We start from the raw sequence: 14,381 nt of genomic DNA, 5'->3' as shown, positions 1-14,381 counted from the left end.
GATCAAGCATAGCGCTTAGTGGCCTCGCTCCCGCTCAAGGGCCTTGCGCTCATTCCAGAACGGAGCCAGCTTGTTGTCGAACATACTCAGCGCGGAGACGATAGCCATCCACATGTCGACAGCGACAGACAGCCCAGCCAACACGTTCACCAGCAGGAAATCGGCCACAAAGTGCACATCGATCCCCCGCTTTAGCACCGGACCTGACCGAACACGTCAGCAAGTCATGCGCTTTTGAAGCCCGAGCCCCACGAAAACTAAACCACTCTTGGGCGACACTCTTTTAGTTTGAATTAACCAGCCTTAAGCCACCTTCAGGACGATTAACAGACTAAAATCTGGGCACTTCACTCGAGTTCGTTTAACGTATTGGGCAGAGCAATCAGCAATGACCGCTCACCCTTATTCCCCATCACTCCCCTATGAAAGGAGGCCTCAAGTGACCGCAACACTGACACTCGCCGATGTCGCCCGGCTGACCGGCGTTACGCGCCCCGCGGTCAACGAGTGGATTCAGCGCTTTAACTCCGAATCCATCGCGCCCTTCCCCTCCCCTTACGGAGAACATGATGGCCACCCCTACTACGCCATCACCGAAGTTCAAGACTGGCTGCGAGCAACTAAGCTCGGCCGCCGCGACACAGCCGTTGAAGATGCCCTCTTCTATTCTTCGCTCTACCGAATGCTGCTCCACAATCCGGCACGCGCGGCCTTGGGTCTTTTGGACTGCAACACGGCTCTCTCCCCTCAGGATTTTTCGCCCTCTGCTGCAGTAATCGACTCTCTTACTGCGGCGTACCAGCGCGCAGCAGACAACATTCCTTCTGATGACCCTGAAGCTGACATCGCACAAGCAGCAGAGCAGGTAGCCGAGGCAGCTTTCGGGCCCGCGGCCGCGCTCGCCCGTCTTGCAGATGACCTCAGTGCTCAGCGTCAAGTAACACTCTCTTCCCGATTTACTTCCCGCGCTATGCAAGCAGTATCGGAAGCCCTCACGCTAGAGAACCCAACTCCACCTATCATCCCTACTGATGAATACAGCCTAGGTTTCGTCACCGGACTCGCCCGGGAACTCGAAGAAACTCTGGCGGTCAACATCGGATATCGAAAGGACTGCGCACCAGGTTCTCTCTATTGGGCCGAACTAGCGTGCCGAAACGTGGAATTCATCGACGCTAGCGAGGAGATCCCAGCGAATTCTCTCATCGTCCACGCTGCTCCTTTCCCTCTCAAGAATGCGCCCGAATACTTCGAGCACCTCCAGAACTTGCTCGACAACTTGGACGAGCGCGGCGCAATGTTCTGCATTTCCACCGCAGACATGCTTATCGAGGACTCTGTAGCGCAGGTTGTCCGACGGCGCTTCCTCGCACCGACTGAAACCGGCGCAATTGCACCGCTGCGTTACAGCGCACGGCTGCCCCGAGGCATTTTTCCGTACCGCGGACAGCAGCAGGGCGCACTATGGATTCTCAAGCGCCCTAATCTCAAGGCCAAAGGCAACTCTGCCGATGCTGCTGCCGTTATCGCGGACGTGCCGGACCTTAAGACACCCGGTCTCGTCTCAGACTGGGCAACCATGCTCACCACACCGGATGAAGCGCGCAAGCACACCTTCATCCGCGGTCGTATTCTTCGCGCCGCTGATGCCTGGCGCAGTCGTACTCATTCTCTCGATGACTCGGTCTTTTCTTCTACGTCGACGTCCTCCGCCGCCAATCTCATGCACACCGCGCATCAAGCAGGATTAGACATCAGTTCAGCAGGGTTGGAGGACGCGCAGCCAAAGATTGGTATGCGCGCTGAATCGGGGGCAACGCGCCTTGAGTACCTACCGTGGAAGGCCGCAACCAACGCTCGCACTGGAGTACTGCAGAAACTCAGCGGCTCCCGCATTGCCGAACGTGATCTCGCCCCTGAAGCAGTAGCAAAACTGGAACTCATCGGTGAACCCGAAATTCTGGGGAGCATTCCACAGGGCGCGCGTTGCATCGATCGTCTCCGGTTGGAAGACATTGCACCGCGCGGCACCCTCACAGAGCCAGGGGACGTGGTCTTCATCAAGAGCCCAAGACCACGCGCGCTCATCGATGAGGAAGGCGGCAAGCTAGTCACTGCGCCGGCTCAAGCACTACGATGCCGTACCTTCCGCGGGCGCAGCAAGACTCCCCTTGAGAAGGTTTGCGTCCCGTACCTCGTAGCGAAAGCCATCAACGAGGCCACATCCTCGGAGCTGAGCTCGCTGTACTTCCCCGTCTTTCCACGTGGGAATGCGAAGCACCTCGGCTCGGTGGAACACCAGCTCCGCGCACGACGCCAGCAGCTCTTAGAACAGTTACATAGCCTCGATGAACTTGAGCACGGCCTCGTCATGTCGATAGGTACCGGTGCTGTCACCATCGCTGAATCTCGTGGACAATCCCCGCCAGGCTAATAACAGAGTTCAACATTCAAACACACAAACACCGTTATATGTAAGGAGAAAAATGACTAACTCAGTCAAGGATGAGCAGAACGTCGAGTCTGCCTCCGCCACCACCCTCAAAGAGCTCAAGGACACTTTATGGAAGGCAGCAGACAAGCTGCGCGGTTCCATGGACGCATCCCAGTACAAGGACATCGTCCTAGGACTGGTATTCCTCAAATACGTCACTGATGCTTTCGACGCCCGGCGCGCGGAGCTGCGTGCTGAAGGCGAGGAGCGCGGGGATAGCGAAGAGTACATCCAGGAAGACCTGGAGGATATCGACGCTTACCGTGAGAAGAACGTTTTCTGGGTCGACCGCATCGCTCGTTGGAACTTCCTGCGTGACAACTCGAAGGGCAAGACGGCCGACACCGGCCAGGAGTACCAGTCCATCGGCAAGCTCATCGATAACGCGATGAAGCAGCTCATGCTGGACAATGAGTCGCTGTTAGGTACCCTGCCCACGAACTTCGCCTCGGAAAGCGTTGACCAGCGTCGTTTGGGCGAACTCATCGACTTGTTCAGCACCACACGTTTCACCGCGGAAGGTCCCGAGCGCGCCCGCGATTTGCTGGGTGAGGTCTATGAATACTTCCTGGAGAAGTTCGCCCGTGCTGAGGGCAAGCGTGGCGGTGAGTTCTATACTCCTCGCCCCGTCGTCCGCACTCTCGTAGAAATCCTGGAGCCGGCCCAGGGTCGCGTCTACGACCCGTGCTGTGGCTCAGGCGGCATGTTCGTGCAGGCAGAGAAGTTCCTCGAGACCACAGAGAAGGACCGCACTGCTCTGGCCATCTACGGCCAGGAGCTCAATGAGCGCACCTGGCGCATGGCCAAGATGAACCTGGCCATCCACGCCATTAGCTCTGCTGGCTTGGGTGAGCGCTGGGCCGACACCTTCGCCCGCGACATCCATCCGGATAAAAAGATGGACTACGTCATGGCCAACCCGCCTTTCAACATCAAGGATTGGTCGCGCAACGAGGAAGACACCCGCTGGAAATACGGCGTTCCGCCCAAGCGCAATGCCAACTTCGCGTGGATGCAGCACATTATCTCCAAGCTCACCTCACAGGGCGAGGCCGGCGTCGTCATGGCTAATGGCACGATGACGTCGAGCTCCTCCGGTGAAGGCGATATCCGTAAGGCCATGGTCGAAGACGACATCGTTTCCTGCGTTATCGCACTTCCTGCGCAGCTCTTCCGCGGCACGCAGATTCCGGTCTGCGTCTGGTTCTTCGCCAAGGACAAGAAGGCTGGTTCCAAGGGCACCATTGACCGCACCAACCAGGTGCTCTTCATCGATGCCCGCGAGCTCGGCCACATGATTGACCGCACTGAGCGCACCTTCAGCGACGAGGACATCCAGAAGATCGCCGACACCTTCCGCCTGTGGCGCGGCCGCACCTCCGCACCGAAGGACGAGGCCTACGAGGACATCGCCGGCTTCTGCAAGTCCGCCTCCCTCGATGACATCCGCGACGCCGACTTCGCGATGACTCCTGGCCGCTACGTCGGCTTCGCCGAGGCCGAAGAAGACGACGAGCCCATCGACGAGAAGATTGCCCGACTCACCGGCGAACTCACCGCCGCGCTTGACGACGCCGCCCGCCTCGACCAGGTCGTGCGCGAACAGCTTGGGAGGTTGAAGTAACATGCCCAACCTGAAAGAACTGACTACCAAAATTGGCTCAGGCTCGACACCTCGTGGCGGCAAGAGCGCCTACATCGACTCCGGAATTCCGATTATCCGCTCCCAGAACATACTAGATCTGTCATTCCACGAATCAGGCCTAGCCTTTATTTCTGAAGAACAAGCTCAAGCGATGGAAGGTGTCAGTGTCCACCTCAATGATGTGCTCTTAAATATCACCGGTGACTCAACGGCAAGAGTCGCAATCTGGAACCGCCGACAGCAAGCCCGTGTCAATCAACACGTCGCTATCATCCGAGCAAATCCAGACCAGCTCGACCCTTACTGGCTTATGTACTGGTTGTATTCCCCCGAGGTAAAACAGCACTTATTGATGCTCGCATCATCCGGAGCGTCTCGAGCTGCTCTCACGAAAGGAATGCTGGAGCAACTGGAACTGCCCGATTTTTCGGTACGACAACAACAATCCATATCTGCTCCACTCAGGGCTCTCGACGATAAAATCGCCGCAAACCAAACGTCAATTTCAAAAATCGATGAAATCCTAAGAGCCCTTTGGCAAAAAGAACTTTCTCTTAGCAACATTGACGTTCCACTTAGCTCATTGGCTTCATTCATCAATGGCAAAGCATTCACTAAAGGCGCGTCTGGAACCGGCCGGGTTGTCGTCCGCATTGCAGAAATGAATTCTGGCATTGGCGGAAAGACCGTATTCAGCGACTTCGATGCAGATCCAGACAACGAGGTAAATCCAGGCGACCTTCTATTTTCTTGGTCCGGTACCCTTATAACCAAGCGTTGGCCCTATGACCAGGCAATTGTCAATCAACACATCTTCAAAGTGGTTCCCAATGGACAACTGGATTTATGGGCTCTCCGTCAAGCAATCGATGCTCAGCTCGAATATTTCCAAATGATTGCCGCTGGTAAGGCCACAACGATGGGGCATATTAAGCGTGGCGATTTAGACCAGGAAGTCGAAGTCCCCGCCCAGATGTCGGAAGAAACGAATCAACTCGGAAATTCACTTTGGAGACTTGCCACAAGCCTTGAGAGCCAGAATTTACAACTCGCCCGCACCCGCGACGAGCTCCTTCCTCTCCTCATGAGCGGCCGCATCACAGTCGGTGAGGCGGAGGACGCTGCGGATGAGGCGGCGTCGGAAAGCTAAGCAACCCTACCCCTACAACTCCTAAGGAGAAGCTCATGTTGAGCGAAGAATCCCTCGAACTCATTGTTCAGGACCACCTGGCGGAACTGGAATGGCAGGCCGGCCACGGCCCGGACTTTGCGCCGGGCTCCGGCGAGCGCGACACCTGGAATGACATCGTTCTGCGCGGGCGTCTGCACAATGCCGTGCGCAACCTCAACCCGGGCGTACCGGAGGAGTACCTCGACCAGGCGATTGGTGAGGTCATCACGCCGAAGTCACAGTCCGCGATTGCGGAGAACCGGCGCATTCACCAGATTCTGGTGGAAGGCTACCGCGGTATCGAGTACATCGACCACGAGGGCAACGTTCAGAACCCAACCATCTGCTTCCTGTCCTCGCATCCGCACATGAACGACTATTTGTCGCTCAACCAGGTCACCGTTGCGAACCTGGACGGCGAGCGTCGCTTCGATGTGGTCTGCTACGTCAACGGCATGCCGCTGGCGTTTATTGAGCTGAAGAAGACGGGCGCGAATACCTCCGTCGAGGGCGCCCACAACCAGCTGCAGACCTACGTCAAGGAATTCGGCATGGCCTTCCGCTTTGCCAATATTGTGATTCCTTCGGATGACCTCAGCGCGAAGTACGGTACGCCGTTTACTCCGTGGAACCACTTTGCGCCGTGGAATGTAGATGAGGACGGCAGCCCGGTAGACCCCAACAACATGGTTGTGGCCGGCGAGCCGGTCACGCAGCTGGACCTGTTGCTTGATGGTCTGTTTAATGTGGAGCGTTTTGGACAACTCTACAGCGACTTCACGGCGTTCGATGACACGGCCGAGGGGCTAGTCATGCGCATCGCGAAGCCGCACCAGTACTTCGCGGTGACCAAGGCTGTGGGTTCCACGATCACGGCGGCGCGCGGCGACAAGCGCGCTGGCGTCATCTGGCACACGACGGGTGCGGGCAAGTCCATGGAGATGGAGCTCTACGCCGCCAAGATTATGCGTCGGCCCGAGATGCTCAGCCCGACCGTCATTGTGCTCAATGACCGTACCGAGCTGGATGAGCAGCTATTTGAGACCTTCAACCGGTCCACCATCCTGCCGGAGGCACCGCGCAATATCGAGTCCCGTGCTGAGTTGCGTGAGCTGCTCTCACAGAAGACCTCCGGCGGCATCTACTTCTCCACGCTCCAGAAGTTTGGCTTGAATGGAAAGGGCGAGCTCCGCGAAAAGGAGCACCCGTTGCTCTCTGACCGCAGCAACATTGTGGTCATCGTTGATGAGGCTCACCGCTCGCACTATGGCTTTGGCGACACCGCGGCTGACGGTTACGCGCAGCACCTGCGTAATGCACTACCGAATGCCACCATGTTGGCGTTTACCGGTACCCCGCTCAAGGAATGGGACCGCGATACGCGCAAGGTCTTCGGTGATGACGTCGACATCTACGACATGAACCGCGCCGTCGAGGACGGTGCCGTCGTTCCCGTGTATTTCGAACCGCGCCTCATCCCACTCAAGCGCATTGCTGGGATTACCGATGACGAGATTGATGACACCGCTGAGGAAGTGCTCACGGGTCTCGACGAAGTCGAGCGCGACCGGATTCAGCGCTCCGTCGCCGCGTTGGAAATCATTTACGGTTCCGACGACCGCTTGGATGCGCTCGCTGAGGACTTTGTTCGCCACTGGGAAAACCGCCGCGAGAACATGCGGGAGTTCATCGGTGCACCGGGCAAAGCCATGATCGTGACCGCCACGCGTTCCATCGCAGCACGCCTCTACTCCAAGATCGTGGCGCTGCGCCCTGAGTGGCACTCGGATGCCGATGACAAGGGAAAAATCAAGGTCATCTACTCTGCCGCGCCGTCCGATCCGGATGAGCTCAAGGTCCATATGCGCCGCCCGAGCGCGCTCAAGGCCGTGAAGAACCGCATCAAGGACGTCGACGACGAGCTGGAAATCGCCATCGTTCAGTCCATGATGCTCACCGGTTTCGATGCGCCGCCCCTGCACACGCTCTACATTGACCGCTCGCTCAAGAGCGCGCTGCTCATGCAGACCCTCGCCCGCGTCAACCGCACGTTCCGAGACAAGCAGGATGGCCTCCTTGTCGCCTATGCTCCGCTGGTCGAAAACCTGGAGAAGGCGCTGGCTGAGTTCACACTCAACCCCTCCGACGACGGCACGAAGGTCACGGGACAGGACGTCGAAGAAGCACTAACTCTGGCGAAGGGATTCCTGGCTCGTCTCGACGACATTGTGGGAATCGAATGGAAGAACACCGCTTTCATCGATGACGCCAACCTTCGCCGTGCCTTGCTCGATGTCACGGGCTTCCTGCGCAATCCGAAGACCGAAGGCAACTACGACCCCGAGAAGCCAAACGCGCGTCCCGTCGCTGATGAGTTCAAGCGTCAGGCTGGAAGGCTCGCGCGTGCATGGGCGCTTGCGTCCAACAGCCCTGCCGCCGATGAATTCCGTCCGAGCGTGCAGTTCTATTCCGAGGTCAAGAACTGGCTCATCAAGCTCGATGCAGGCGACCGCGTGGCCAATGGCGAGCCGATTAGCGACTCCATCCGCAACGCCCTAGGCAAGCTGGTCGTTGATTCGGCTGAGGCCACCGGTGTCATCGACATCTACCGCCAGGCCGGGATTGAGATTCCGAACTTGCAGGATCTCACCGTCGACCTGTTCAAGGACAAACAATCCCCCTCGGAGGTCTCGTTGCTCATTGATGCGTTGCGCCGCCAGCTCCAGCAGGAAGCCCGCACCGCCACAGGAAACAACGAGCTGCGCTCCAAGCAGTTCTCCGAGCGGATCACTGAGCTGATGAATCGGTACACCAATCAGCAGCTCACGGCCGCTGAAATCATCGCCGAACTCATCCGCCTGTCCAAGGAGATTGTCAAGGAAAGCAAACGCGGTGAACAATTCACCCCACCACTAGGCAATGACGAGCTCACCTTCTTCGACGCGGTGTCGACAAACGAATCCGCAACCGAGCTCATGGACGACGAAGTTCTTGCTGAAATCGCACGCCAGCTCGTTTCCATGCTGCGTCGCGATGCAAAGACCGACTGGACAGTACGCGATGACGTACGCGCGAAACTACGCCGCTCGGTCCGCAGGTTGCTACGCGACTACAAATATCCACCGGACAAGGCGCCGGAGGCCATCAAGCTCGTGCTTGAACAGATGGAGAAATTCGCGCCAAGGTATTCAGCGGCGGCGCGCGAACAAGGTAACGTTGAACACCGTGGTTAGCCCTGCAGCCGATAGCGCTGCTTCGGGCTCTTCAGCGGCTCAGTGCGCACGATGACGCCTTCCTCAACAAGTTCGTTGATGATCCTGCGCACTCCGTTGAGGGACAGCTCTGCAGCCCCTGCCAATTCGCGGCTGGACGCTGTCCTGTGTTCGCGAAGATAGTCGAGCACGCGCCCGCGGGTTCCGCCGCCCGACGCCGCGGTGCGCTCCGGGGTAGTCGGATTTCGCCGCGCAAAGGTGAGTTCAAATTCGGTCAATGAATCCCGTGGTACCGGCGGCGGCAGCAGCTGCTGTTCCAGTTGGTCGAGAATCTCGATATATCCGGTACCACGATTTTCCGCAACGTACCCATCTCCGTCACCGGCAGGAGTCACCTCCAGCAGCGCAGACAAATGCTGATTGCGCGCGCTAGACATACCCGCAGTGCCCAATCGATCAACGGTGACCGTTCCATAAAGACCACCGGGGTTGAGGATCTCCAGCCGGTCGACATACAGGTTCACTTGTACCTGCGTGCCCCGCGCCTGCGGCGAATAGTCACGGTGCATAAGCGCATTAGCGACTGCCTCACGCACGGCCTCCGGAGGATAGTCCGGCAAGTCCTTACGGAAGACTCCCGCGATTACGCCTCCGACGCGCATATTGCGTCGGACTGCCCGCACGGCATCCGCGACCAGCACCGGAATGGGCCCCACCAGACTTTCGTTGTCGAGGAAGCGCTGCTTGCCCAACCCGGCCGCTTTATCGGTGCCGGGATATGCTGCAAAGGTCACGTTGAGCCGCGGGAAAAACTGTTGCGGGTAAGTGCCCGCTGCCATGAGCCCGCCCAGAGTTGGCACTAGTTTTCCGTTGTCGTTCCGGGTAATCAGGTGGAGCGCTAACATCGCCTCTTCATCGCTCAACCGTCCAAAAATGCGTTCATGGATGGAGCGCTCGCGGGCCAAGATCTCGGCCACAATGTCAGGATCCAGATCGTCGATGTCAGCAGCCGGAACCGGCTCCAGATCCCATTCCGGCTGGGTCTTGTTTTCCTCCAGCCGGTCGATCTCGTATGGCTTTAGTACGCGGTCCCCATCATGGACCCGGATATAGCTGCCGTGATACTTCGACTGAGAAACGACCCAGCAGGGCTTCTCAAAAGGAGCACATTCGGGAATGGTGCCAACGACAATGCTCGCGCCCTCCCACTCAACAATGTCGATCTGGGCGCGAACCGACGGGGTCACGAGGTCTGCGCATGCGCCAGCCAGGGCATCCGCCATGGCAGTAGCATCAAAGTCTGGTACCGTAACGAACCCGTTGTCTTCATCCAGCCCCAAGATGATGATTCCACCGGTCCCGTTAGCAAAGGCAGAGATAGAGCGAACGAGCTTCTTGGGAAAACCTCCCGCAGCTGCCTTGACCTCGACAGCGCGCGTATCGGTGTCCTGAGATCGCAGGCTTCCAATGATCTCGGCGATCTCCGCCTGGTCATCATCCCAGACCACAATCACTCACCCCTATCAGCGCTCAACGCTCCTGAACGCCCTCAAACACTACACACAACACTACACACACTGTGGTGTGTTGTGTAGTGTTCGCACGTGTTCCTCGTCCGAAATTCTCACAGTACGGTATGCTTTCGCAGTTCAAACATAATTTTCCCGGTCTGCGCAACACTACACAACACTACATACAACACACCACCCAACACTCCATAGTGTGGTGTGTTGGGTGGTGTGTTGAGTGTTAAGCGTTCTGTTGACGGATTTCGGCTTAGTGGCCGCGCTCCTGCTCAAGCGCCTTACCCTCGTTCCAGAACGGAGCCAGCTTGTTGTCGAACAAGCTCAGCGCTGAGGCAATGGCCATGTGCATATCCAGGTACTGGTAGGTGCCCAGGCGGCCGCCGAAGAGAACCCTGTTCTCCTTCGATTCCTGGGCGGCGAGCTTGCGATAAGCCTCCAGCTTGGTGCGGTCCTCTGGGGTATTGATTGGATAGTACGGCTCATCGCCCTTATCGGCAAAGCGCGAATACTCCTTCATGATGACCGTCTTATCCTTCGGGTACTTATCCTTGCGCTCCGGGTGGAAGTGGCGGAACTCATGGATGCGGGTGTAGTCCACGTCCGCATCGTTGTAGTTCATCACCGGGGTGCCCTGGAAGTCACCGGTATCCAGCACCTCCAAGTCAAAGTCGAGGGTGCGCCAACCCAGCTCGCCCTCGGCAAAATCAAAGTAGCGATCCAGTGGGCCGGTGTAGACCACGGGCGCATCTGGGGACTCGGCGCGCAGCTCTTCGCGCACCTCGAACCAATCGGTATCCAGGCGGACCTCAATATTGTCGTGGTCAGCCATGTTTTCTAGCCATGCCGCGTAGCCGTCGACCGGCAGGCCCTCATAGGTGTCGTTGAAGTAGCGGTTATTGAAGGTATAGCGCACCGGCAGGCGGGTGATATTCGCGGCCGGCAGCTCCTTCGGATCGGTCTGCCACTGCTTTGCGGTGTAATCGCGAATGAAGGCCTCATACAGCGGGCGACCGATGAGCGAGATGGCCTTCTCCTCCAGGTTTTGCGCCTCTTCCGGGGAGAATTCGCCGGCCTGATCCTTAATGAGCTGGCGGGCCTCATCCGGGGAGTAGTAGCGGCCGAAGAACTGGTTGATAAGACCCAGGCCCATCGGGAATTGGTAGGCGGTGCCATCGTGCATGGCAAACACGCGGTGCTGGTAGTCGGTGAAGTCGGTGAACTTATTGCAGTAATCCCACACGCGTTTATTAGAGGTGTGGAAGAGGTGCGCGCCGTACTTGTGCACCTCGATTCCGGTGGTGGGTTCGGCCTCGGAGTAGGCATTGCCGCCGAGGTGATTGCGGCGCTCCACAATGAGCACCTTCTTATCCAGCTGGCTAGCGGCGCGCTCGGCAACCGTTAGACCAAAAAATCCAGAGCCAACAACGATGAGGTCATAAGAAGTCATGGCCTCCACTTTATTGCACTACGGCAGCTGACACGGTGCATCGGCGTGTCGCAACAGATTTCACAGAGGTCACAAACGTACCATCACTATCAACTCTTAACTTTGGCAACGGTTTTTACAGCTGCACAACCCTAGGGAGATAACAGTGCAACAACGACGTCGACTAGTACCCACCAGGTCAAAATGGTCCACCCCCGTCATCGCGGCGGTCACCTCCATCGCGCTCGCCGTGACGGCCGCATTCGGCGGACAGCAAGTTCTCAAGACCCAAGACTCCGGCAACGGCGGTCCCATTGAGGTCAAAAATTCCTCCTCTAGCTTCAGTGACGGCGAATCCATCGTCGTCGATGACCCAGCCGTAGCCGCTCAGGGCGAAGGCGAAAGCCGCCGCGCGGTCAAGCAGTTCCACCGCGACGAAACCTTCAACATGTTCGCCGTCACCTGGGAGGGCAAGCGAGATATCAACTCCTTCGTCCGCTCCAAGCAGCAGGACGGTTCCTGGAGCGAGTGGCTGCCCATGGATGCAATGAATTACACCGAGGGCAAGAACGGCACCGAACTCATCTTCGTGGGCGATACCAACGATGTGCAGGTTTCTATGGCCAACGTTGACCTCGTGACCGGTTCCAACCTCGACAAGAAGGAAGACTCCCTCCTGGACAAGGCCGCCAAGGGCGCTGATGCCAACCGCCCCGCGCCGCTTGCGTACAACGTCGGCGATATCTCCCCCGTGGCCGATGAGCGCACCCAGGTTGCGGATCTCGACGCCGTGTTTATCGACGGCAACGCCCAAGAAGGCGAAGCCATCGAGCCCACCGCAGAAACCGCGGGCATGCCCAAGGTAGTCACCCGCGCCGGCTGGGGAGCAGACGAATCTAAGCGCTGCCAGCAGCCAACCTACGACGATGGCATCAAGGCCATGACCCTGCACCACACCGCGGGTAGCAATAACTACACCCGCGCGCAGGCGGCGGCACAGGTACGCGGTGCCTACGACTACCATGCGCAGACCCTGGGCTGGTGCGATATCGGCTACAACGTACTGGTAGATAAGTTCGGTACCATCTATGAAGGCCGCTACGGCGGCTTGGACAAGGCCGTACAAGGTGCCCACGTGGGTGGCTTCAACTCCAATAACTGGGGCATTTCCATGATTGGCAACTACGAGCAGGCTGAGCCTTCCCGCGAGATGCTCAACTCCGTGGCCGAGATTGCTGGCTGGAAGGCCGCTATTTCTGGCATCGATCCAATGGGCAAGGCCAGCTTGTACTCCGGCGGATTCAACGGCTCCAAGTTCCCTGCAGGAACCATGGCCACCGTGCCGGCGTTCGCGGGCCATAATGATTTTCACTACACGGCCTGCCCGGGCCAGTACACCACGCGCCATTGGGATGAAATCCGTAAGAACACCAAGCGCAAGGCGGACGCCATCAAGTCCGGCAAGAACAGCACGGACCTGAACTGGCAAAAGTCTCCACGGCCAAATACCCCCAAGACCCCGCAGCAGGCGGGCGAAGAAATCATGTCCTCGCTGGGCAACGTCGAGGTCCCAGTCTCGACCATCTCCGCCCTCGCTGGAATCGCTGCCGCCGTCTTCGGCGTGCTCATCGCCAATGACCGCCTGCAGAAGCCTGATACCGATCAGAAGGTGGCGGGCAATTTGACCACCGGGGATATCCCGGAGATTGTCAACAAGGTTGTCCAGGTCTCCAGCAACGAGGGCTTGAAGGAATCCTGGACCTCCGTGCTCAATGCCTTCGGCCCGGTCTTGGGTCTAGCAGTCGGCGGCCCGGATACCACCGATGACGGCAAGATCCTCTACCAGCTCTTCCAAAATGGCGTGGTGCTTTCTTCCAAGGAGTCCGGCACCAAGGCGCTTACGGGTGAGATCGCCAAGAAGTGGTCCGAGGGCGATAATGCCTCCAAGCTCGGCCTGCCTCTCTCCAACGAGGAAAAGAATGGCAAGGAAATCCGCGTGAAGTTCCAGGGTGGCGAGATTGTCTACAACACCGAAACGGAAAAGGTAGACATCTTCACCGACTAGAACCAGCGCTCTAGCACCTTTGCGACGCCCGCCTGGTGGTTAGCCACGGTGACCGCATCCGCGGCCGCCTTAACCTCCGGGTGGGCGTTTTCCATGGCCACACCGCAGCCAGCCCAGCGCAGCATCTCAATATCGTTGGGCATATCCCCAAATGCGATCGTCTCCTGCTGGGCGACGCCGGTGTGCTGCGCCAGCCATTCCACCCCGCGGCGCTTAGTCACATCGGGCGCGGCAACCTCCAAGATTCCTTCCTGCATGGAATAGGTCAGGTGCGCGAGCTCCGGATCGATGTGCGGCGCAATGAGCTCATAGAGCTCTGGGGCGGAGTAGTCCGTGTTGCGTATGAGGAACTTCACCGCCGGCTGCCCCACTAGCTCCCCCATGCTGACCACTCCGAAGCCCTCAAACAGGGCGTTTTCGGAGTAGTGGCGCTCGACTACGAAGAGGTCCTCGACGGCGTCGGCAAGCGAGCCCCCAGCCCGCTCCGCGCCAAAGCCCACGGTGCCCAGTACGGTCTGGGCCACATCCACTACTTCCGCCAACGCGGCGGGCGAAAGCTCGTGGGCGGACATCACCCGATCCTCCGCGGAGTCATACAACACAGCGCCGTTCGAGGTCACGCATACCGGCCGCGCGGGCAGCTGCTCCAGCACCGGGGCAATCCAGCGGAACGGACGGCCGGTAGAAAGCGCAAAATAGGCACCCTGTTGGACCGCCCGCGCCACTGCGTCACGGTTGCGACGCGGGACACGGTGGTTGCGGTCCAGCAGGGTGCCGTCAATATCGCTCGCGATGAGGCGAGGAGCGCGGGAAGGGAAATTCTCCATACCCGCGAGTTTACG

At 58.5% G+C, this 14,381-nt stretch carries 9 protein-coding genes; 5 read left to right on the top strand and 4 right to left on the bottom strand.

What is annotated here, in order from left to right:
* Positions 1-15: 15 nt before the first annotated feature.
* Complete coding sequence (locus QP884_RS06335) at positions 16-198, bottom strand: hypothetical protein (protein ID WP_284792034.1); 183 nt, start codon at positions 196-198, stop codon at positions 16-18.
* A 241-nt stretch (positions 199-439) separates the two neighbouring features.
* Between QP884_RS06335 and QP884_RS06330 the strand changes: the two genes are divergently transcribed.
* Genes QP884_RS06330 through QP884_RS06315 form a run of 4 tightly spaced genes read left to right on the top strand, consistent with a single transcriptional unit; the run spans position 440 to position 8,543 of the window.
* Complete coding sequence (locus tag QP884_RS06330) at positions 440-2,434, top strand: helix-turn-helix transcriptional regulator (RefSeq protein ID WP_284821334.1); 1,995 nt, start codon at positions 440-442, stop codon at positions 2,432-2,434.
* Positions 2,435-2,486: 52 nt separating this feature from the next.
* Positions 2,487-4,118: a type I restriction-modification system subunit M gene (locus QP884_RS06325; RefSeq protein WP_284788411.1), complete on the top strand. Its 1,632-nt coding sequence runs from the start codon at positions 2,487-2,489 to the stop codon at positions 4,116-4,118.
* Position 4,119: 1 nt separating this feature from the next.
* A complete protein-coding gene (locus QP884_RS06320) occupies positions 4,120-5,289 on the top strand; it encodes a hypothetical protein (RefSeq protein ID WP_284821333.1) in 1,170 nt (389 codons plus the stop codon).
* Between the two features lie 35 nt (positions 5,290-5,324).
* Positions 5,325-8,543: a type I restriction endonuclease subunit R gene (locus tag QP884_RS06315; protein WP_284821330.1), complete on the top strand. Its 3,219-nt coding sequence runs from the start codon at positions 5,325-5,327 to the stop codon at positions 8,541-8,543.
* Here QP884_RS06315 and QP884_RS06310 read toward each other — a convergent pair.
* The gene (locus QP884_RS06310) at positions 8,540-10,030 is read right to left on the bottom strand and encodes an ATP-binding protein (RefSeq protein ID WP_284821329.1); all 1,491 of its coding nucleotides are present in this window, start codon (positions 10,028-10,030) and stop codon (positions 8,540-8,542) included. The two genes, QP884_RS06315 and QP884_RS06310, sit on opposite strands and share 4 nt — an antisense overlap.
* A 268-nt stretch (positions 10,031-10,298) precedes the next feature.
* A complete protein-coding gene (gene glf, locus QP884_RS06305; protein ID WP_269954052.1) occupies positions 10,299-11,495 on the bottom strand; it encodes a UDP-galactopyranose mutase in 1,197 nt (398 codons plus the stop codon).
* A gap of 145 nt (positions 11,496-11,640) precedes the next feature.
* On the opposite strand from glf, the gene QP884_RS06300 reads away from it, so the two are divergent.
* On the top strand, positions 11,641-13,539 hold the full coding sequence (locus QP884_RS06300) for an N-acetylmuramoyl-L-alanine amidase (protein WP_284821328.1): 1,899 nt from the start codon (positions 11,641-11,643) through the stop codon (positions 13,537-13,539).
* On the opposite strand, the gene QP884_RS06295 is transcribed toward QP884_RS06300, so the two are convergent.
* Positions 13,536-14,366: an HAD family hydrolase gene (locus QP884_RS06295; protein ID WP_239274040.1), complete on the bottom strand. Its 831-nt coding sequence runs from the start codon at positions 14,364-14,366 to the stop codon at positions 13,536-13,538. The two genes, QP884_RS06300 and QP884_RS06295, sit on opposite strands and share 4 nt — an antisense overlap.
* Positions 14,367-14,381: the final 15 nt, after the last annotated feature.

The sequence above is a fragment of the Corynebacterium tuberculostearicum genome (genome assembly GCF_030229345.1).
GTDB lineage: Bacteria > Actinomycetota > Actinomycetes > Mycobacteriales > Mycobacteriaceae > Corynebacterium > Corynebacterium tuberculostearicum_G.
This window is presented reverse-complemented; position numbering and strand designations above follow the sequence as displayed.